Genomic DNA, 18,896 nt, shown 5'->3' on the forward strand with positions numbered 1-18,896 from the left:
GTGCCGCGTCCCGCCCCGGAGCGCCTTCGTCAGCACCGCGGGTGAACGTCCGAGGATGGACTGTCTGAGGCTAGAACCGTCTGAGGGAATGCTGTCTGAGGGTGAACGCCTGAGTCAGTACGGGGACTTGACGACGCTGTGGATGCGGGGCGCCCCCACGTCAGGGTTGGCGCAGACGGTGTCCTTGCCCCCGGTCGGGGCGTAGACTCCGCCGCCCGTCTCGTGGAAGCCCAGGTAAACCTGGATTCCGGCGACCCGGCTCGGCTCGCAGACCTCGGGATCGTAGTTCCCGTGACTGGGCTGGGCCAGGGTCATCAGCGCGACCCCCTCGGGCTCCAGGACGAAGGGCTCGCGGTTGGGCTCGGTGTACTCGGCCCAGGCGCCGACGCGGTCCCCTTGGTAGTCGTCGATCCAGTGCACGCCGAACCGGTCGTCCAACAGGCACGGCTCCTGGCGGGGTTTGTTGGCCTCGCCCTCGCCGCCGATTCTGATCATTGCGAACTCGATGTAGACGGTGCCGGCCGCGGCTCCGCGCGTATTCTCGATGATCTTGAAGTCGTCGGATCTACACCAGCGGATGTCGTCCGATGCGGATCCCGCGTCGGTGGTGGACTGGGCCGCCGCCGGTACGGCGCCGAGGGCAACAGCGGGTGCGGCGATCGCCGCGGTCAGCGCAGCGCGGATGATCCGTCGTCGGTTGTCGGACGTGTGAACGGTCATGGTGTGCCTCCGTGGTGGGGACGTGTGCCTCGTAGGACGGGGTGATGGCAGGAGGGGTTCACCCTCCGACGGCGCGCGGATTGGCCTGAACTGGACATCAGCGCAGGTAAACCCGGTTGGGCGGCAGTGGAATGGCGATCAACGGCACGCCTCGTCGGCTGCGAGGATGTGGGTATGACCGATGACCCGAACACAGCTAGCCCGCCCCCGTCCGCGACCGTCCGGGTGGCGCGGCGGGCGGCGGATGCCGACGAGAGTGCTCGGGCCAGCCGCACCTGGTGGGAGGACGCGGCCGACGCGTACCAGGCCGAGCACGGGGGATTCCTCGGCGACGACGCGTTCGTGTGGGGGCCGGAGGGCCTTGACGAGGCGCGGGCCCGGCTGCTCGGGAAACCGGAGGAGCTGCGCGGAGCCCGCGTCCTCGAAGTCGGGTGCGGGGCCGGGCAATGCGCCCGGTGGCTACGGAGCCAGGGTGTGGGCGAGGTCGTCGGGATCGATGTGTCGTACCGCCAGCTGCAGCACGCGCGGCGGATCGACGAGCAGATCGGGGCGGCGGTGACCGTGGCGCAGGCCGACGCCCAGCGCCTCCCGTTCGCCGACGGCTCCTTCGACGTGGTCTGCTCCGCCTACGGCGGGTTCCCGTTCGTCCCTGACGCCGCGGCCGCGCTGGCCGAGAGCGCGCGGGTGCTGCGCCCGGGCGGCCGACTGGCGTTCTCGGTGAGCCACCCGATCCGGTGGTGCTTCCCCGACGACCCCACCGAGGCCGGGCTGGTCGCCTGCGACTCCTACTTCGATCGGCGCGCCTACGTCGAAGAGGACGACGCGGGCCGTGCCATCTACGTCGAGCACCACCACACCCTCGGCGACTGGGTGCGCTCCATCGCCACCGCCGGACTTTACCTGCGCGACCTCGTCGAACCCGAGTGGCCCGAGGACAACGAGCAGACGTGGGGTGGCTGGAGCCCGCTGCGCGGCCGCATCATCCCCGGCACCGCCATCTTCGTCGCCGAGAAACCGCCGGTGCCGTAGGCGGATCCGCGGGGAGCCGTGCGGGAGGTGGCGCGGGGCCGGACGGGATCAGAAGTTGATCATGTGTCCGGCCAGGCCGTGGACCGCCTCCTTCACCGCCTCGCTGAGCGACGGGTGGGCGTGGATGTTGCGGGAGACCTCGTGGACGGTGAGGTCCCACTGCTGGGCCAGTGTCAGTTCGGGGAGCAGCTCGGTGACCTCGGGGCCGATCATGTGGGCGCCGATGATCTCCCCGTACTTGCCGTCCGAGAGGAGCTTGACGAAGCCGCGCGAGTCGCCGAGCCCGTGCGCCTTGCCGTTGGCCGTGAACGGGAACTTCGCGACCTGCACGTCGAACCCGGCCTCCCGTGCCTCGGCCTCCGTGTAGCCGAAGGAGGCGATCTGCGGCTGGCAGTAGGTGGCGCGCGGGATCATCCGGTAGTCGATCTCCATCGTCTCGGCGTCGGCGATGGTCTCGACCGCCACGATGCCCATGGCCTCGGCGGTGTGGGCGAGCATCAGCTTGGCCGTGACGTCACCGATGGCGTAGATGTGCGGCACGCTGGTCCGCCCCCGGGAGTCGATGTCGATGGCACCCCGCTCGGTGACCTTCACCCCGGTCTTCTCCAGCCCGTAGCCCTCGACGTTCGGCGCGAAGCCGATGGCTTGGAGGAGCTTGTCGGCCTCCAGCGTGCGGCGGCTCCCGTCGGCCGCCGTGACCTCGGCGCGGACCTTCTCGCCGGTGTCCTCGACGGACTCCACCCGGGTGGAGGTCATGACCTCCACACCGAGGCGCTTGTACTGCCGGGCCAGCTCGGCGGAGACGTCGGCGTCCTCGGTCGGCGCCATCCGGTCGAGGAACTCGACCATGGTCACCTCGACGCCGTAGTTGCGCAGCACGTAGGCGAACTCGATCCCGACCGCCCCGGCCCCCGCGACGATGGCGCTCTCCGGAAGCTCCTCGGTGAGAATCTGCTCCTCGAAGGTGACCACCCGCTCGGACAGGGATGTGCCGGGAAGCAGCTTGGCAGAGGCCCCGGTGGCGATGACGGCGTGGTCGAAGGTGAGGGTGGCCGTCTCGCCGCTCTCCGAGCTCACGCTAAGGGTGTGGTCGCTGGTGAACGTCCCCCGCCCGGTGAACTCGGTGATGGCGTTCTTCTTCATCAGGTAGTGAACGCCCTTGACCCGGCCGTCGGCCACTTTTCTGCTGCGCTGATAGGCCTTGGCGTAGTCGAAGCGCACACTGCCCTCGACCTCGATCCCGAACGTCGCGGCCTCGTTGGTGAACAAGTGGGCGAGCTCGGCGTTGCGCAGCAGCGCCTTGGACGGGATACAGCCCACGTTGAGGCAGACGCCGCCCCAGTACTTCTCCTCGACGACCGCGACTTGCATGCCCAACTGCGACGCCCGGATCGCGGCCACGTAGCCGCCGGGGCCCGCGCCCAGAACAACCAGGTCGAAGTGCTGTCCCATCAGGGGACCTCCTTGGATGCGACTGTGTCGGTGGATTTCCTCGTCGGTACGGATGTTCGCTGTGGGCGGGAGGGGCCGGATCTGCTCACGACGGTAACGCGGGGGAGACGACAGGACCGTCTACGACCCGTCCTTCGGCGGGTTTTCCCAGGGGCAGCTTTCCCAGGGGCGGGCGTCCCGCGGCGGACCTTCCTGGGGCACGTCGTCGAGGGGGTCGATCAGCGCGTCGACCAGCGCGCGGACGCTTCACGCCGCGCGCTCCGCTCGCGCCCGCTCCAGCTCTTCGGGTAGTGCGGCCAGGATGGACGGAATCAAGCCGGGGAAGCGTGCTTCCAGGTCGTCATAGCGCAGTCGGACCCACCTCTTGCGGCCGTCGAGCCGGGTCGAGGTCACGCCCGCTTCACGGAGCAGCCGGAAGTGGTGTGACAGCGTCGACTTGTGCACGGCCACGCTCCACTCCTCCACCGCGCAGCGGCGCTCGGAGTCGAGCTCGTGGTCCTCGGACAGGCAGGCGAGGAGCCGGAGGCGCACCGGGTCGGCGAGGACGTTCAGGACGGTGGAGAGCCTGAGCTCACTCCGGGCCGGTTGGGGCAGCAGGGACATGGGCGCGGCACCCCCTCCAGGTAACTGTTTGACAGGCTTCAAACGATGATGCGACTTGTTCTGTTTGATGTCAATCCAACAATGGCGAGCGCGGGAACGGCCCCGCCCATCACCCGATCCGGGGCTTGTGTGAACACCGCGGATGAGCGTGACCGCCCACGGACCCTGATCCCGGCCCGGCGAGGTGCGGAAACCGGGACTCTTTCGCGAATCTGGGCGGATGTGCCGGAGGATGGCCCCGGTACACCTCCCTCAGAGATCGGAGTTCCCCTCATATGGCGCGGACATTTCATAGGCGGCGGACACTGCGGGCCGTCGCGCTGCTGGCCGCGGGCAGCGTTCTGCTCGGCGGGTGCAGCATCACCGGCGACGTCTCCTCGTGGTTCGGTGACGGCTCCGGGCCGCCGAAGGTCGAGGAGGACTTCCCCTACACCAAGGAAGGGCGGATATTCCAGGACACGGGCCAGGACGCGCGGATGCGCTTCTCGATCAACGGTCTGGAGCGCACGCCCGACTACACGGTCATGTACTACGACGTGGAGTACATCGACGACATCCGGGGCGGCAACCGCAACCTCGCCATGCCCGACACCCTCGTCGACCCGATCACCGGGCGGGTGTACCGCGAGTACCTGGATGAGGAGGGCCTGAAGTACGGATCGGTCAGCCCCGGCCCCAAGGGGCTGTATCCCGTGTTCGACGGGGTCGCCAATGAGTACCGGCGCTACTTCCCGCCCATCCCCGAGGAGGTCAAGCAGGTGACCTTTGTCGGCAGCGGCCTGGGGGCGATGACCGGGATCCCGATCCAGGACGTGGACAAGGAGCGGCCCGACCCGGAGGACCCCAACGGCAAGGACCACCTCACCCCCTCCGACCCCCCGCCCGCCGGAGAGAACCTCACGTTCGAGAACCGGAGGCCGGACGACGACGCCGTCGCCGACCAGGGCGCGGTGGAGAGCTTTGTCGACTCCGAGATCGCTTCGACCACGCGCGATGGCGACAAGGAGACCATCGCGCTCCACTCCGACGTCATGTTCGATTTCGACAAGTCGGACCTCACCGACGAGGCCGAGGAGGTCGTGCGCCAGGCTGCCGCCTCGCTGGCCAACAACGTCGACCCCGACGACCGCGAGATCACCGTCATCGGGCACACCGACGGCATCGGCACCCACGACTACAACGACAAGCTCTCCCTGCGGCGCGCCGAAAACGTGCGCAAGCTGCTGCGGGAGGAGATCGGCAGCGGATACACCTACAAGGTGGAGGGGCACGGCAAGCGGGAGCCGATCGCGCGCGAAGGCGGCCCCGACGACGAGCAGGCGCGGGCCCGCAACCGCCGGGTGGAGTTCTCCTACAAGGTCGACCGGTCCACGGATCCCGTGGAGGACGAGGCCGATGACGACGGCCTGGGCGTCGCGGAGCGCAGTGTCGGCTGGCCCGCGCCGTTCACCGACGACAACGGCGCGGTCGCCGCGACCGCGGAGAAGGACGGCGTGCAGCTGGACGTCTACCCGCTGCGCCGTGACGGCGCCTATGTCATCGGGACGGTGGAGCTGACCAACACGACCCGTGAGCCGGTCTCGCCGGATATGGGTGGAGCGGACGCGGTGCAGGCCGGCGGCCCGGAGAAGTTCAGCAAGGGGACCCTGGGCGGGTTCCAGCTGGTGGATCCCGAGACCAAGCTGGTGCGCTACGTCGCGCAGATGAACTTCGGCGACGACAAGTACAGCGGGTTCGCCGAAGACGTGCATGAGCTCCAGCCGGGCAAGCCCTACGAGCTCGTCGCGGTGTTCCCCGCTCCGCCGGAGAGCGTCGAGGAGCTGACCCTGCGGGCCGGACCCTTCGGCGAACTTCCGGAGATCCCGATCGAGCAGCGGTAGCCCGGAGGCGCGGCCCCGTTGACCCCTGGGGGTCCCGTCGCGCCGGGAGGTCACACGGAACGGGTTCTCCGCTCGGGACATCGCGTCGCGGCGGGGGACCCGTCGTCGTTCGACGGCCGGAGGCCGTCGCTGACCTCGGCTATCCCCTCTCTCTTACCGCTCGGCCTTCTCAGCGGCCGCGAGGACGAGCTTTTCCAGGTCCTCCTTGGTGGCGTCGGAGAACATGGCGCTGGCCGACACGTGGAAGTCGCCGGGCAGGGAGAGATAGAGGTGCTTGGCGGAGCCTTCGACGGTGGAGATGTACTTCAGTTCGCCGCCCAGCTCGACGGTCTTGTCGGTCCGGTAGGTCTCGGTGTCCACGGGCACGTCGACCTCCCAGTTCATCTCCTCCTGGCCGCCGGGCACCTGGATGATCTGGGCCCGGTTGCTCGGGTCGGTATTCACCGTGAAGGTGAGGATGATCGACGGGGCGCCCGCCGCGTCCGCCCCGTCCTCGGCAGCGCCGGAGTCACCGCTCGGGTCACTGGCCGCGCCCCCGGACCAGGAGCACGCCACCTCCTCGGCGTCGGACGCGCCCTCGACCTCCCCAGCGGTCTCGTCGGCGGTGCTGCCCCGCGGCGCCAGGTCGCCGACGAGCTCTGCGGCGCCGATGTCCTCGCAGGAGCCGGGCAGGGCGAACGCGGGCCCGGCCTGCTGTGCCGAGGCGCTGGGGGACGGCGACGGCGAGGCTTCTGCGCCTAGCCCCTCCCACAGCTCGCCGTCGGTGGGGATGACGTCGCAGCCGACGAGGACGGCGCCGCCCACGACGACCGCGCCGAGGGCCACGACGGAGCAGGAGAGGGGGGAGGAGGGGACGAGTCGCATGGAAGGCCTTCGGGGTCGGGGACTCAGGGGCGGAGACACGGACATGCGCCACGGGGGAGCGGCACCGGCGCGGACGACACACGGAACCGTAGCAAGAAGGGGGATTCCGGCGGCGCGTATCGGTTCCGCACCGGTGCACCTGTTGCTGGCCATCCCCGGGGCTGGCCGTGGATCAGCCGCGGATCACCGGTGGCTCACCCGTTCGCCTCCTTGGTGAGCCGCTCGGTCGTCGCGCGCAGGGCGCCGAGATCCACCCCGGCGTCGGTGAGGACGCGCACGGCGGCTCCTTCCTCGACACGCAGCGTCCCCAGCAGTAGGTGTCCCGCGGTGATGGTCTGGTGCCCGAAGTGGATCGCGTAGCGCAGCGACAGCTCCAGGGCCTTCTTCGCGTCCTTGGAGAAGGGGATGTGCGCGATCGGCAGGATGCCGCGACGCCGCGGCGCGGCGTCGGAGGCGGTTCGCCGCACGCCTTCGCGCAGCTCGTCGAGGTCCCCGCTGTGATCGCGCAGCGCACGCGTCCCGGTCCCGGCGTCCTCGGCCATGAGCGCCAGCAGCAGATGCCCGGTGCCGATGCTGCGGTGTCCCAGCTCGCGTGCCTCCGCCTGGGCGCCGACGGTGACCCGGCGGGCTTCGTCGGTGAATCGCTCGAACATGGTGAAGCACCCCATTTCGCGTCGTCAGAGCAGCGGCGGATGGGTTCTCCGCCACCGTGTTGTCAATCTATGTTGACGACATTCGGCGTGTCAACTTTTGTTGACGGAACTGGGGTCTCCGGGGTGTGCGACGGGGTGCGACCGCCCCTGAACGACGAAACCCCTGCTGCGCGGCTGAGGCGCGACAGGGGTGTGTGGAACAGGGACAGAGAGGAGAGGCGGAGGAGGCCGGGGAAGAAAGGCGGGCGCGCTAGTCTTTCGCGGGTTTGCGCAGGTGGTGGATCCACGCCGGGGGGATGTTGGGTAGGACCCGCTTGGACTCGATGCCGTAGCGGTTCACCCACTCCTCCACCACCCAGCTGGACTGGGCCTGGCGCAGGTAGTCATGGCGCGACGCGACGATGGCCTTGATCTCCTTCGTGTAGAGGTAGCCGAAGAAGGAGAGGTGGCCGCCGGGGCGCAGCACGGTGAAGTAGTAGTCGAAGATCTCCCGCACCTCCTCCGCCGTGAAGTTGGCGAAGGGGAGGCCGGAGACGATCACGTCGTACTCCCGGTCGGTTCCCAGGTCGGTGACCGGCGCCTGGTGGACCGTCGACTGCTCGGCGACCCGGGACAGGGCCGGGTCGGTCTCCAGCAGGCCCCGGAGGTAGGTGGCGAACTCCGGGTTGGTCTCCACGAGATCGAGGGCGTCGCCGGGCTGCATGGCGGCGGCGATGGCGCGGGACACAGGGCCGGTCCCCGAGCCCGCCTCCATGATGCGCAGCGGAGCGGTCGGGTCCTCGCGCTCGGCAACGAATCTCGCCAGATGGTTCGCGAGCACCGGCCCGCTGGGGAGAACCGCTCCGGTCGCCCGGAAGGTACGGAATGCCTCTCGGAAAAACAGACCGGTGTCGCGCAGGCGGGTATCAAGGCTGAACGGATCGGAGAAGCTCTGGGTCGGTGCCATATCGTCCACGCTAGCGTCCCTTAGCTAAGCTCCCTGTTAATCGCGGGGTTGTCGAGGTTCGGACCCACCATGAAGCGCCTTGATCATGTCCGTTTGTCCGTTTTGTTGGATGGGTCTTGTGCTTTTCCACAGCGGTCCGCAACGCGTTGATCAACGCGAAATGGAGTGGCGCACTTACCCGTTGTCCCCTGTCCAATAATGCGACCGGCCGGTAACATGCCGCCGTATGAGCGGATCGCGCAATCCTCGAACGGCAGTGGTCACCGGTGCGTCGACCGGGATCGGTGAGGAGTACGCCCGCAAGCTCGCCGAACGCGGGTACGCGCTCGTCCTCGTCGCCCGCCGGGCCGAGGCCATCGAGCGGCTCGCCGCCGAGCTGAGCGAGCGCCACGGGATCGACGCGCGCACGCTCCCCGCCGACCTCACCGACGACGCCGACCTGGCCCAGGTGGAGGAGCGGCTCAGTGCCGACGGCACAGGGGACGACGCTCCGATCGACCTGCTGATCAACAACGCGGGTCGAGGCGAGGGCGGGACGTTCACCAAGATGGACCCCGACACCATCGACGCCATGCTCTCCCTCAACGTCCGCGCTGTCCTGCGCCTCGCCCGCGCGGTGCTGCCGGCCCAGATCGCCCGCCGCGAAGCGGGCGAGCACGGCGCGCCGCTCGGCGTGATCAACGTGGCGTCGGTCGCCGGCGAGCTGACGGTCAATCCGCACGGCTCGGTCTACGGCGGCAGCAAGAAGTTCGTCACGCTGTGGAGCGAGAGCGTCGCCCTGGAAGTCGCCAAGCACGGCGTGCACGTGACGGTCGTGCTCCCCGGCTATGTGCGCACCGACATGACCCGCGATGTTCAGGACAAGGGGCTGCCCGACTTCGCGTGGATCCCCAAGGAGCGCATCGTCCGCGACTCCCTGCGCGCTTGGGCGGGCGGCCGCACGAAGGTCGTCCCCGGCGCCCAGTACAAGGCCGCCGACAACCTGCTCCGCGTCATCCCGCGCAGCGTGTTCAAGTCGGTGGCGCGCAGGTTCGGCTGATCGGAGGGCGCGGTCGCGGCCGCGTTGTCGCTCTTCGTCACCCCCGATCCGCCGGGTCGGGTCACCGAACGGGTCGCGATGCGCCTACCCTGGGAGGGCACGTCGTCTAGCGAAGAGTGATCATGAAGACCTTCGAAGAGCTGTTCGCCGAGCTGTCCGAGAAGGCCGAGACCCGCCCCGAGGGGTCGGGAACGGTGGCCCAACTCGACGCCGGCGTGCATGCCATCGGCAAGAAGGTCGTCGAGGAGGCCGCGGAGGTCTGGATGGCCGCCGAGTACGAATCCGACGAGGCCGCCGCCGAAGAGATTTCCCAACTCCTCTACCACCTCCAGGTCCTGATGCTGGCCCGCGGCCTGCGCCTGGAGGACGTCTACAAGCATCTGTAGGTCGATCCTGGACCTGCGACACCTCGCCCCGGGATCGACCGCGCAGTCGACGTCCACACCGACATGCTTGAGCCGATGAGTAGGGGAATCACCTCCCATGAAGGACTACCTCCGTATCGCCGTGCCCAATAAGGGCCAGCTCTCCGAGCCCGCCAGCGCCATGCTCCGCGAGGCCGGATACCGCCAGCGCAAGGACTCGCGCGACCTCGTCCTGGTCGACCCGGACAACGAGACCGAGTTCTTCTTCCTCCGTCCCAAGGACATCGCCGTCTACGTCGGCGAGGGGATCCTGCAGGCCGGGATCACCGGCCGGGACATGACGCTCGACTCCCAGGCGCCCGTCGACGAGGTGCTGCCGCTGGGCTTCGGCGGCTCCACCTTCCGCTTCGCGGCGCGCGACGGCGCGTCCATGAAGCTGGAGGACCTGCGGGGCAAGCGCATCGCGACGTCGTTCGACGGTCTGCTCCGCTCCTACCTGGCGGACCGCGGCATCGACGCCCGGGTCATCCACCTCGACGGCGCCGTGGAGAGCTCCATCCAGCTGGGTGTGGCCGACGCCGTGGCCGACGTCGTGTCCACCGGTACGACGCTCCGCCAGGCCGGGCTGGAGATCTTCGGCGACCCGATCCTGCAGTCCGAGGCCGTCCTGATCCGGCAGCGCGACGCCGACGACGACCCCAAGATCGAGCAGCTGCTGCGTCGTCTGCGCGGGGTCCTCGTCGCCCGCGACTACGTGATGATGGACTACGACGTACACGCCGAACGGCTGGACGACGCCGTCGCGCTCACCCCCGGCATGGAGGGCCCGACCGTCTCGCCGCTGCACCGCGAGGGCTGGGTCGCCGTGCGCGCCATGGTCCCGCGCCGCGACGCCCAGCGGATCATGGACGACCTGTGGGGGATCGGCGCACGCGCCATCCTCGTCACCGACATCTACGCCTGCCGCCTTTAGCCGCCCGCGCATCACCGAAACGCCCTCGACGCCCGGCCCCACCCGCCGCAGGGCCGCCCTGTTGGAGCCGCCGCGATGTCCACCCACGGCCTGCGACCGGACCCCGAGCCCGAGGTCCTCGCGCGTGCCACGGGGGAGACCGGCGGCGACCTGGTGCTGCGGCGGGTCGGGGCCGACTTCGAGATCTACAGCAACGGCGTCGCGCTCATGGACACCCGGGACGGGGCGTCCGAGCGGCGGATGGTGCGTGCCGCCCTGGACGCGCTGCCCGGCGAACCCGCCGGGGCACGTGTGCTCATCGGGGGCCTCGGCATGGGGTTCTCCGCGCGCGAGGCCCTGGACGACGCCCGCGTCGGCCACGTCCGCGTCATCGAGCTGGAACCGCTGGTCATCGCGTGGCACAGCGGCCCGCTCGCCGACGTCGCGGGGGACCTGCCGGCTGATCCGCGGTGCGAGCTGACGCGAGGGGACATCGTCACCTGGCTGCGGGACGCCGCCGATCACGCGTCGACCGGCGGTGAACAGGTCGGCTATGACGTCATCTGCCTGGACACCGACAACGGCCCGGACTGGACGGTCGTGGAGGGCAACGGCCGGTTGTACGAGCCCGCGGCACTGGGCCGGCTGGAGCGCCTGCTGCGCCCCGGCGGTGTGGTCGCCTTCTGGAGCGCGATGCGGGCGCCCACGTTCGCGGCGCTGCTGGGACAGCGCTTCGGCGGGGTCGACACGATCGAGGTCCCGGCACGCCGGGGCGAACCCGATGTCGTCTACCTCGCGCGACGTTCGGCCGACTGATTCGGGCGACCCTTACCTGAGCGCGACCGCTTCCGGCCGCACGGCGTACCCCGCTCTTATCCCTGGCGTCTGCCAAGCGCATGTTTGATAATGCGCAGAACGGGCGGGTACCTCCGAGTAGGAACGGTCAGCGCGACGGGACCTACAGGGATTGAGGCCCACATGGACACGGATCGGACGGGTACAGACGCCAGCGACACAGGGGGTCCAGACACAGGGGGTACAGCCACAGGGAGTCCAGGCATAGAGCGCACGGATACAGAACGCGAGGGCGCCGAGCACTTCGGTCGCCGCTATGTCGGAAAGGCGGCCATCCTCACCGGTGCGGCCTCGGGAATCGGCCGGGCGACGGCGCTGCGGCTGTCGGCCGAAGGTGCACGGCTGCTCGTCGTCGATCGGGATGAGGAGGGGCTGAAGGAGACCGTCCGGCTGGCCGAGGAAAGCAACGGGGCGGGCGGGCCGCGGCTGGTCCCGGTGGTCGCAGACGTGGGCGACGAGCGGGAGGCGCGATCGGCGGTGGCCACCGCCGCCGAGCGATTCGGCCGGATCGACCTGCTGGTCAACGTCGCCGGGATGCTCAGTGTGACTCCGCTGGCCCAGCTCGGCGTCGACGAGTGGCGTCGGCTGCTCGACGTCAACGCGCTCGGGACGATGCTGTTCTGCCGGGAAGCCCTGCCGCACCTCATCGCGAGCAAGGGAGTGGTGATCAACACCGCCTCGACCTCGGCGACGCATGCCCATCCCCTGATGACCGCCTACGCGGCCTCGAAGGGAGCGGTACTGGCGTTCACCCTGAGCCTGGCCGCCGAGCTGGCGCCGCACGGCGTGCGGGCCGTCGCGATCTCCCCCGGCGGGGTGACGACGCCGATGACGCGGTCGACCCGGTTCCCCGAGGGGTCTGAGCCCGTCGCCGCCTACTACCGTCGGATCGTTCCGCAGATGGGGACGCTGGGCGCGCCCGAGCAGATCGCCGGGACTATCGCCTTCGCCGGATCTGCGGACGCCGGCTACATGACCGGCGTCGAGCTGCGCGTCGATGGCGGATCACACAACTGAGCGGCCCCGCGCCCCTCTCCGGCGGGATGCTGTCGTCGCCCCCGTCACCTGGGCAAACGTAAGGGGACCGCCCCTCGGGGGTGCGGTCCCCTCCACGGCCCCGCGTCTCGCAGCGGAGGCCCGGCCCCGGTCACTCGGCGGAGGCGCGGCCGTCGGCCTGCTGCTTCTCGATCTCCTTGCGGACCTCCTCCATGTCGAGTTCGCGGCACTGCTTGATGAGGTCGTCCAAGGCGTCCTTGGGGAGTGCACCGGGCTGGTTGAAGATCACCGTCTTGTCCCGGACGACCATCAGGGTCGGGATCGACTGGATGTCGAATCCGGCGGCCAGTTCCTGCTGCGACTCGGTGTCCACCTTGGCGAAGAGCAGGTCGGGGTTCTCGTCGGACGCCTGGTCGAAGATCGGGGCAAAGGTCTTGCACGGACCGCACCATGAGGCCCAGAAGTCGATCAGGACGAACTCGTTATCCGTCAGGGTCTCGTTGAAGTTGTCCTTGGTGAGCTCGAAGGTGGCCACGAAGTCTCCTGAGTCGTCGAGGTTGTGTCTACTGGCTAACGCCTCGTAGAGCGGTCGTGCCCACTGTTTTGTTCCGCATGCGTGCTGAGGAGTTACGGAGCAGGGAATCGTCACGCTCGGTTTTCCCTGCAAAACACATGGTGAATACCGAGTTGGGAGGAAAGGCCCAGTGTGGCTAGTGTCGACTGATAGGAGGACGAATCATCTCGGTGTGCGGGGGGAACGGCGTGGGCATAGGCAGGCCGCCGGTGTTCCGGCGCGGTGAAGCGGCGGAGGGCGAGGAGCCCGACTACCGCTTCACCCTGGCCAACGAACGCACCTTTCTCGCCTGGATCCGCACGTCGCTGGCGCTGGTGGCCGGGGCGGTCGCGGTGCTGCACCTCGTTCCGCTGGACTGGCGTGCGGAGCTCAAGCTGGTGGTGGGCCTGGCCCTCACCGCGCTCGCGGTCATCATCACCATCTACGCGCCCGTGCGCTGGGTGCGGGTGCAGCGCGCCATGCGTCTCGGCCGACCGCTGCCGATGAGCGCCCTGCCCGTGATCACCACGATCGGCATCGCGATCGTCTGCGTCGCGGTGCTGCTCGGCAACTATTGGCGGTGAGCCCGATGGGCAGAGCGGACCCGAGGAGGGCGCGGACCTGGGATGCCGCCGGAGGCGCGACCGGGGGCACCTCCGGGGGCACAGCCGCGGACGGAGGCGACGGCGCAACCGGGGCCCGCCCCGAGGACAGGGACGCCGGGCTGCAGCCGGAGCGGACGTTTCTCGCCTGGCAGCGCACGCTGATCGTCATCTTCGTTGTCGCACTTCTCTACCTGCGCGATCCGTTCCAGAACGGCGCGTCAGGGTCAGGGAGCGGGCCCGACCCCATCTTCCGGTTGGCGGCTGTTCTGGTGGTGGCGGTAGCGGTGGGCATCCTCATGGCGCATCTGCGGCGGCGCTGGCGCGCGACCGACCAAGGTCTGCATGATGACGCCACTGGGAACCCGCCCGCACCGCTGGCCTCTCCGTGGGCGATCTACCTGCTGAGCGGGTCAGCGGCAGCGATCGCCACCGTGGTCGCGGTGAGCGCGCTCTTCGGATTCGGATAGGGCGAATCGGGACATTCAGGATCGGGACGCTGCGTGGTGGGGCACCCGCCGGGAACGGTGGGTGTGCGTGTCCCGGTGGGCCGGACGGACGGGATCCGGCCCGGAGGGTGGTCAGACCACCGCTGCCTGGGGCGCGGCATCCTCGGCCCTCTTGTACTCGATGATCGACGTGATGATGTCGTTGAGGTCGCGCTGTGGGGCGTAGTCGATGAGGCGGTTGGCGAGGGTGGTGTCGGGCATGCGGCGCTGCATGTCCTCATACCCCTTCCCGTAGGCGTCCGCGTAGGACACATACGAGATCTCGCTGGAGGAGCCGGTGAGCTCGAGGACGCGGTCGGCCAGTCCCTTGATCGAGACCTCCTCCTGTCCGCCCAGGTTGACGGCTTTGTTGTAGGCCGCGGGGGTGTCCATGAGCCGGACGACGGCGGGGATGATGTCGAACACCGAGCCGAAGCAGCGGCGCTGGGTGCCCTCGCCGTAGACGGTGATGGGTTCGTTGTTGAGTGCTTGGGAGACGAAGCGGGGCACGACCATGCCGTAGCGCCCGGTCTGACGGGGGCCGACGATGTTGAAGAACCGGGTGATGACGCAGGGGATGCCGGACTGCTCGCCGTAGATATGGGCGACGAGCTCGTCGAGGCCCTTGGCGGCGGCGTACGACCAGCGGCTCTTCAGTGGTGACCCGAGGACACGGTCGGCGTCCTCGGTGAGGCCGTCGGCGTCGTTCTTGCCGTAGACCTCACTGGTCGAGGCGACCATGAAGCGGGCGCCGTGCGAGACCGCGGCTTCGACCACGTTCTCGGTGCCGTGCAGGTTGGTGTGGAGAGATCGCAGCGGGTTGTCCACAATCGTGTGGACGCCGACCGCCGCGGCGAGATGGAAGACGGTGTCGCTGCCCGCGATCACATCACTGACCAGACTCTGATCCAGGATCGAGCCCTTGACCAGCTCGAACGATGTGTTCTGGGCAACCTGTTCGAGATTGGACTCCGATCCGGTGGACAAATCGTCCAGGACGGTGACCTCATGCCCGTGGGCGATGAGGTAATCGCAGAGATGAGAACCGATGAAGCCGGCACCGCCGGTCACAACAGCCTTCAACGTTGCCTCCCCCTCCAAGGGTGCGGTTGTACATAGCTGATTCGGATTGCGTGCGGTGAACTGGGACGGGAAACACGGGGGCCTCGGCGCTCAGGCAAGCCAGCGCAGGGCGTGGTAGCCCTCGGCCAGTGCGACTCCGCTCTGCATCCCGCGCAGGGCGGCCAGACTCCGGAGCGTGAGCTCCGACCGGGTGTGCGGATGGTCGTGGATCTGGGTGCCGTACAGGCGCATGCCGGCGATCTTCGCGTCGAGGTCGTGTTCCGCCAGTTCGACGAGGAGGTTCGGTGAGGCGGACGCCTCGTACCTCCACTGGTCGGCGGCCTCCTCGTAGGCGAGCACCACGTCGGGGTGGTGCCGCAGGGCGTTATTGGACGGGCGCAGGGCCGTGTGTACGGCCTCCGCGGTGACTTGGTGATCCTGGTTGTAGCTGGTCCGATGGGGGGCGAGTACCACCGTCGGCTTGAGGTTCGCGATGGACAGCGGGCTCTGCCGCTCGATCGCGTTGCACAGCTCGAAGCGGGGCACCTGGTCGAGCTTGAGGTGGTACTCGTCGCCGGGAAAGGCGACGTGCCAGTCGTCCCAGCGGAAGTAGTCGGCGACCTCCTTGATCTCGGCGTACCGCTCGTGGGCGGTGGAGAAGCCCTTGGGTGACAGGTCGGCGGTGTCGCCAACGGTGAGGAACTGGATGAAGACGTGGGCACCGGCAGCCTTGGCTTTGTGCATCAGCCCGCCGCAGCCGAGCGTTTCGTCGTCGGGGTGGGGGGCGAAGATGAGGATGCGCTGCTCGGACCAGTTGATCGTCATGCCATGTCCTTCGAAAACGGGGGATTATCTAGGCAGTACGGCAGTGAGCACGGTGCAGATCACTCCACCTGGTCATAGAAGACGTCCACGCAGGTGTGATGGTTGGCACACCGGGTTGTTCCGGTCAGGCCCCGGCGGTGGGGGCGCGTGCCGCGCGGAGCAGCCCGAGGCCGTCGGGACCGACGTTGAGAAGCAGGTCCAGGGCGGCCACGCGGGGCAGGAACTCGCCCTTGCCCCGGGCGGGTTGCGGGTATTCCGGGTGCTGGAAGTTCTGCCATTCGACCTCGATTCCGTACTTCTGGAAGAGGCCCTGGTCGACGTAGTCGCGGGCGCCGTCGCCGGAGAGCATCACGTCGGCGCCGACCTTCGCGCAGATCTGTGCCAGCAGCTCGGACTTCTGACCGGGGAAGTCGCCGAGGTCGCTCGCGAGGACGATCGGCGTGGTGATCCCGAAGCCGGTCAGGAGGAAACGGGTGGAGGCCATCGAGAGGTCGATGAGGCGCTCCCACTCGGTGTCGTAGAGGCGCAGGAAGTCCTGGCCGAACCGGTCGAAGAACGGGGCTCCGCGGTAGCAGTGCTCCGCCAGTGTGCGGCGGTGTTTCTCCTGCCACTTCTGATCGTTGTTGATCAGTTTGTCCATGATTCTGTCGTTCCGGTTTCCTTGGATAACCGGGACGGAGAGCAGTACTGGACCGCTCTTCGAGGCGACGTAGTTGCGATTCTGCCAACCTCGGCGCTCGTACTGAACATGATCGAGTACGACAAAAAGGTCACATCGATCGATTTTGTCGATGAGGCCCAGCCAGGGCAAGTAATGCGGCTGGTGCATGGCGACGCGCACTGCGGTTCCTCTCCGAGGCGGGGGATACACGCGCCATGGGCGCGTGCCGGCGATGGTCGGGGTCGGTCCTGGTCGAGGATCCGCCGCTGTCCTCTGTGGATCGAACTTCAGGGTGCCGGTCGTTGATCAAGTTGAAATACGAAGAAACTACGTATACGGGATGAGTGGATCCCATCCCCACTCGGTATTGCATCAACAGGACTCACTGGCCGCAAGTCCATGCATACGATTTGTGTGGCCTACATAGGTCGCGGAAGTCGGTGAACTTCCTGCTTATGGGAAACGTCATCCTAATGCTGGCTTTGTCGGTTACCGTCAGTCCGAAACTGTCCCCTCAGGAGGGTTACCGGTGCGTACCGCCCGTTTCATAGGGAGTTGGGTCGCAGGGCTGCTCGCCCTCACCCTCGCTGTGACAATGTTCATCAACTGGCTGCAGTTCGTCTTATCCTCGGGCACGGCGGGGCCCACCCCTCTCTTCCTGTGGATGGCCCTCGGCGTGAACCTCTTCGTGTGGACCGTCATCGGTGGCGTCCGCCTTGGTGACGACGGTGTGCGCGCACTGCTCGCGAGGAGGGCCGTACCCGAGAGGCGAGGCGCACATGCCGGTGCCGCCGGTGGCGGAAGAGCGCCCAGTGACGAGCGTGCGCTGGTCCGTCAGCAGGCAGTGAGAGGCGCGGGCGGCGGCGGCAGTGGGTCCGCGGTCGGCACGGTCACCGTGACCGGTGGGGATGACGCCGACGGCGGACCGGCGGCCGGCACCGGGATCGCGGCCGTGGGGGCGACCGGGATCGACCAGATCACCCTCGCGGTCATCATCCCGGCGCACAACGAGGAACCGGTGATCGACGGGGCCATCAAGTCGGCGCTGCGGCTGTTCAACCGCTGGGACATCTATGTGGTCTCGGACAGCTCGAAGGACGCCACGGCCGATATTGCGGCCGAAACCGGTGTCAACGTCCTGGAGCTGCTCACCAACCGCGGCAAGGCCGGGGCGATTGAAGCAGTGATCCAGGAATTCGACCTAACCGAAAACTACGACGGCGTCGTCATCCTCGACGCCGACACCGAGCTCGACGAGAAGTACGTCTCGGGGGCGCGCAAGCAGCTCAGCGACCCCTCGGTCGCCGCTGTGGCCGGGTTCGTGGTGGCGGAGTGGAAGCCGAAGGAGCGCACCCTGATCGGTCGGCTCATTTCGGCGTACCGGGACCGGCTCTACTGGCTCCTCCAGTACCTGCTCCGCTTCGGCCAGACGTGGCGGCACACCAGCTGCACCTTCATCGTCCCGGGATTTGCCAGCGTGTACCGGAGCTCGGTGCTCAAGCAGCTCGACATCAACCCCAAGGGGCTGGTCATCGAGGACTTCAACATGACGTTCGAGGTGCACCACCGGCACCTCGGCCGGATCTCGATGAACCCCAACACCAAGGCCTACTGCCAGGATCCCTTCACCATCGGCGACTACATCAAGCAGGTGCGGCGCTGGACGCTGGGCTTCTGGCAGACGGTGCGGCGGCACGGGGTGTGGCCGAGCCTGTTCTGGTTCGCGCTGTTCTTCTACATCCTGGAGGTGCTGTTCGTCGCGGTCATGCTGATCATCATGGCCGGGCTCGCGCTCTTCACGCTGGTGCCGGAGGTCACCGGTGACGCGGTGCTCTCGCTCGGGTTCTACTCGACGGGCTACGAGGCGGTGACGGCGGTCCTGCCGCTGACCGCGATCGCGGTGGGGATGTTCGTCCCGGACTACGTCCTGACCTGCGTCATGGCCACGATCCGGCGGAGGCCGAGCTACCTCATCTATGGACTCTTCTTCCTGCCGATGCGGCTCATCGACTCCTATCTGACGCTGCGCACCATCCCGCAGGCCTGGACCGCGACGTCCGACGGCCGGTGGAGCAGCCCCACCCGGGCGTCCGGCTCTCTGTAGTCCGGGAGAAGCCGTAGCCCGGGAGAAGCCGTAGCCCGAGAGAGAAAGAACCCACCACCCCCGCGCCGACGCCCCCGACCCGTCTCAACCGCTGACCCTCCCGACCCCCGCCCGCCCTCCACCCACATCGTCCTCCACTCACACGGCCCTCCACTCACACCGCCCTGTCGCACCGACCACCAGCCAGAACGCCGCCATCCTCTGCAACGCGCCCCGAATGCCGACCGCTTACTACAACACGTAGTCT

20 protein-coding genes are annotated in these 18,896 nt (G+C 68.3%); 10 read left to right on the forward strand and 10 right to left on the reverse strand.

What is annotated here, in order from left to right:
* Positions 1 to 114: 114 nt before the first annotated feature.
* Entirely contained in the window at positions 115 to 720 is a 606-nt protein-coding gene (locus CDO52_RS03310; RefSeq protein ID WP_017621494.1) for a DUF4232 domain-containing protein, read from the reverse strand.
* Positions 721 to 894: 174 nt separating this feature from the next.
* Between CDO52_RS03310 and CDO52_RS03315 the strand changes: the two genes are divergently transcribed.
* Positions 895 to 1,749, forward strand: a complete 855-nt coding sequence (locus CDO52_RS03315; RefSeq protein WP_094932197.1) for a class I SAM-dependent methyltransferase — start codon at positions 895 to 897, stop codon at positions 1,747 to 1,749.
* Between the two features lie 48 nt (positions 1,750 to 1,797).
* Here CDO52_RS03315 and lpdA read toward each other — a convergent pair whose 3' ends face one another.
* Both lpdA and CDO52_RS03325 read right to left on the reverse strand, forming a co-directional pair.
* A complete protein-coding gene (lpdA, locus tag CDO52_RS03320) occupies positions 1,798 to 3,201 on the reverse strand; it encodes a dihydrolipoyl dehydrogenase (protein WP_017621492.1) in 1,404 nt (467 codons plus the stop codon).
* 246 nt (positions 3,202 to 3,447) lie between these two features.
* The gene (locus CDO52_RS03325; protein WP_017621491.1) at positions 3,448 to 3,804 is read right to left on the reverse strand and encodes an ArsR/SmtB family transcription factor; all 357 of its coding nucleotides are present in this window, start codon (positions 3,802 to 3,804) and stop codon (positions 3,448 to 3,450) included.
* 275 nt (positions 3,805 to 4,079) lie between these two features.
* Here CDO52_RS03325 and CDO52_RS03330 point away from each other — a divergent pair, with 275 nt between their 5' ends.
* Positions 4,080 to 5,684 (forward strand): OmpA family protein, encoded by a 1,605-nt coding sequence (locus CDO52_RS03330; RefSeq protein ID WP_017621490.1) that lies wholly within the window; start codon positions 4,080 to 4,082, stop codon positions 5,682 to 5,684.
* Positions 5,685 to 5,837: 153 nt separating this feature from the next.
* Here the strand turns inward: CDO52_RS03330 and CDO52_RS03335 are convergent, their stop codons facing one another.
* From CDO52_RS03335 to CDO52_RS03345, 3 genes are all read right to left on the reverse strand, one after another.
* Positions 5,838 to 6,548 carry a hypothetical protein gene (locus tag CDO52_RS03335; protein ID WP_017621489.1) on the reverse strand — a complete coding sequence of 237 codons (711 nt, stop codon included), beginning with the start codon at positions 6,546 to 6,548 and terminating at the stop codon, positions 5,838 to 5,840.
* 194 nt (positions 6,549 to 6,742) lie between these two features.
* Positions 6,743 to 7,201: a Clp protease N-terminal domain-containing protein gene (locus CDO52_RS03340; RefSeq protein WP_026126360.1), complete on the reverse strand. Its 459-nt coding sequence runs from the start codon at positions 7,199 to 7,201 to the stop codon at positions 6,743 to 6,745.
* Between the two features lie 250 nt (positions 7,202 to 7,451).
* Entirely contained in the window at positions 7,452 to 8,147 is a 696-nt protein-coding gene (locus tag CDO52_RS03345) for a class I SAM-dependent methyltransferase (RefSeq protein WP_017621487.1), read from the reverse strand.
* A gap of 226 nt (positions 8,148 to 8,373) precedes the next feature.
* On the opposite strand from CDO52_RS03345, the gene CDO52_RS03350 reads away from it, so the two are divergent.
* The 5 genes from CDO52_RS03350 (at position 8,374) to CDO52_RS03370 (ending at position 12,375) form a co-directional block, all read left to right on the forward strand.
* A complete protein-coding gene (locus CDO52_RS03350; protein WP_026126359.1) occupies positions 8,374 to 9,186 on the forward strand; it encodes an SDR family NAD(P)-dependent oxidoreductase in 813 nt (270 codons plus the stop codon).
* A gap of 122 nt (positions 9,187 to 9,308) precedes the next feature.
* Positions 9,309 to 9,572 carry a phosphoribosyl-ATP diphosphatase gene (locus tag CDO52_RS03355; RefSeq protein ID WP_026126358.1) on the forward strand — a complete coding sequence of 88 codons (264 nt, stop codon included), beginning with the start codon at positions 9,309 to 9,311 and terminating at the stop codon, positions 9,570 to 9,572.
* A gap of 97 nt (positions 9,573 to 9,669) precedes the next feature.
* Positions 9,670 to 10,524, forward strand: a complete 855-nt coding sequence (hisG, locus tag CDO52_RS03360) for an ATP phosphoribosyltransferase (RefSeq protein ID WP_017621484.1) — start codon at positions 9,670 to 9,672, stop codon at positions 10,522 to 10,524.
* A 75-nt stretch (positions 10,525 to 10,599) separates the two neighbouring features.
* Positions 10,600 to 11,319 carry a spermidine synthase family protein gene (locus CDO52_RS03365; RefSeq protein ID WP_017621483.1) on the forward strand — a complete coding sequence of 240 codons (720 nt, stop codon included), beginning with the start codon at positions 10,600 to 10,602 and terminating at the stop codon, positions 11,317 to 11,319.
* A gap of 162 nt (positions 11,320 to 11,481) precedes the next feature.
* The gene (locus CDO52_RS03370) at positions 11,482 to 12,375 is read left to right on the forward strand and encodes an SDR family NAD(P)-dependent oxidoreductase (protein WP_017621482.1); all 894 of its coding nucleotides are present in this window, start codon (positions 11,482 to 11,484) and stop codon (positions 12,373 to 12,375) included.
* A gap of 130 nt (positions 12,376 to 12,505) precedes the next feature.
* Here CDO52_RS03370 and trxA read toward each other — a convergent pair whose 3' ends face one another.
* Positions 12,506 to 12,889 (reverse strand): thioredoxin, encoded by a 384-nt coding sequence (trxA, locus tag CDO52_RS03375; protein ID WP_017621481.1) that lies wholly within the window; start codon positions 12,887 to 12,889, stop codon positions 12,506 to 12,508.
* Between the two features lie 227 nt (positions 12,890 to 13,116).
* On the opposite strand from trxA, the gene CDO52_RS03380 reads away from it, so the two are divergent.
* Together CDO52_RS03380 and CDO52_RS03385 are read left to right on the forward strand one after the other, a co-directional pair.
* A complete protein-coding gene (locus CDO52_RS03380) occupies positions 13,117 to 13,491 on the forward strand; it encodes a YidH family protein (protein ID WP_051060937.1) in 375 nt (124 codons plus the stop codon).
* Between the two features lie 5 nt (positions 13,492 to 13,496).
* Positions 13,497 to 13,979: a DUF202 domain-containing protein gene (locus CDO52_RS03385; RefSeq protein WP_017621479.1), complete on the forward strand. Its 483-nt coding sequence runs from the start codon at positions 13,497 to 13,499 to the stop codon at positions 13,977 to 13,979.
* Between the two features lie 111 nt (positions 13,980 to 14,090).
* Here the strand turns inward: CDO52_RS03385 and CDO52_RS03390 are convergent, their stop codons facing one another.
* The 3 genes from CDO52_RS03390 to CDO52_RS03400 form a co-directional block, all read right to left on the reverse strand.
* Positions 14,091 to 15,080 carry an NAD-dependent epimerase/dehydratase family protein gene (locus CDO52_RS03390; protein ID WP_026126356.1) on the reverse strand — a complete coding sequence of 330 codons (990 nt, stop codon included), beginning with the start codon at positions 15,078 to 15,080 and terminating at the stop codon, positions 14,091 to 14,093.
* A 90-nt stretch (positions 15,081 to 15,170) separates the two neighbouring features.
* The gene (locus CDO52_RS03395) at positions 15,171 to 15,884 is read right to left on the reverse strand and encodes a PIG-L deacetylase family protein (protein ID WP_017621477.1); all 714 of its coding nucleotides are present in this window, start codon (positions 15,882 to 15,884) and stop codon (positions 15,171 to 15,173) included.
* 124 nt (positions 15,885 to 16,008) lie between these two features.
* A complete protein-coding gene (locus CDO52_RS03400; RefSeq protein WP_193373715.1) occupies positions 16,009 to 16,713 on the reverse strand; it encodes a WbqC family protein in 705 nt (234 codons plus the stop codon).
* A 361-nt stretch (positions 16,714 to 17,074) separates the two neighbouring features.
* On the opposite strand from CDO52_RS03400, the gene CDO52_RS03405 reads away from it, so the two are divergent.
* Positions 17,075 to 18,649 (forward strand): glycosyltransferase, encoded by a 1,575-nt coding sequence (locus CDO52_RS03405; protein ID WP_026126354.1) that lies wholly within the window; start codon positions 17,075 to 17,077, stop codon positions 18,647 to 18,649.
* Positions 18,650 to 18,896: the final 247 nt, after the last annotated feature.

The organism is Nocardiopsis gilva YIM 90087, assembly GCF_002263495.1.
Lineage (GTDB): Bacteria > Actinomycetota > Actinomycetes > Streptosporangiales > Streptosporangiaceae > Nocardiopsis_C > Nocardiopsis_C gilva.

Coding starts and splice junctions, on each gene's coding strand:
- CDO52_RS03310 (WP_017621494.1), bottom strand. CDS start 720: ATGACCGTTCACACGTCCGACAACCGACGACGGATCATCCGCGCTGCG.
- CDO52_RS03315 (WP_094932197.1), top strand. CDS start 895: ATGACCGATGACCCGAACACAGCTAGCCCGCCCCCGTCCGCGACCGTC.
- lpdA (WP_017621492.1), bottom strand. CDS start 3,201: ATGGGACAGCACTTCGACCTGGTTGTTCTGGGCGCGGGCCCCGGCGGC.
- CDO52_RS03325 (WP_017621491.1), bottom strand. CDS start 3,804: ATGTCCCTGCTGCCCCAACCGGCCCGGAGTGAGCTCAGGCTCTCCACC.
- CDO52_RS03330 (WP_017621490.1), top strand. CDS start 4,080: ATGGCGCGGACATTTCATAGGCGGCGGACACTGCGGGCCGTCGCGCTG.
- CDO52_RS03335 (WP_017621489.1), bottom strand. CDS start 6,548: ATGCGACTCGTCCCCTCCTCCCCCCTCTCCTGCTCCGTCGTGGCCCTC.
- CDO52_RS03340 (WP_026126360.1), bottom strand. CDS start 7,201: ATGTTCGAGCGATTCACCGACGAAGCCCGCCGGGTCACCGTCGGCGCC.
- CDO52_RS03345 (WP_017621487.1), bottom strand. CDS start 8,147: ATGGCACCGACCCAGAGCTTCTCCGATCCGTTCAGCCTTGATACCCGC.
- CDO52_RS03350 (WP_026126359.1), top strand. CDS start 8,374: ATGAGCGGATCGCGCAATCCTCGAACGGCAGTGGTCACCGGTGCGTCG.
- CDO52_RS03355 (WP_026126358.1), top strand. CDS start 9,309: ATGAAGACCTTCGAAGAGCTGTTCGCCGAGCTGTCCGAGAAGGCCGAG.
- hisG (WP_017621484.1), top strand. CDS start 9,670: ATGAAGGACTACCTCCGTATCGCCGTGCCCAATAAGGGCCAGCTCTCC.
- CDO52_RS03365 (WP_017621483.1), top strand. CDS start 10,600: ATGTCCACCCACGGCCTGCGACCGGACCCCGAGCCCGAGGTCCTCGCG.
- CDO52_RS03370 (WP_017621482.1), top strand. CDS start 11,482: ATGGACACGGATCGGACGGGTACAGACGCCAGCGACACAGGGGGTCCA.
- CDO52_RS03385 (WP_017621479.1), top strand. CDS start 13,497: ATGGGCAGAGCGGACCCGAGGAGGGCGCGGACCTGGGATGCCGCCGGA.
- CDO52_RS03395 (WP_017621477.1), bottom strand. CDS start 15,884: ATGACGATCAACTGGTCCGAGCAGCGCATCCTCATCTTCGCCCCCCAC.
- CDO52_RS03400 (WP_193373715.1), bottom strand. CDS start 16,713: ATGCACCAGCCGCATTACTTGCCCTGGCTGGGCCTCATCGACAAAATC.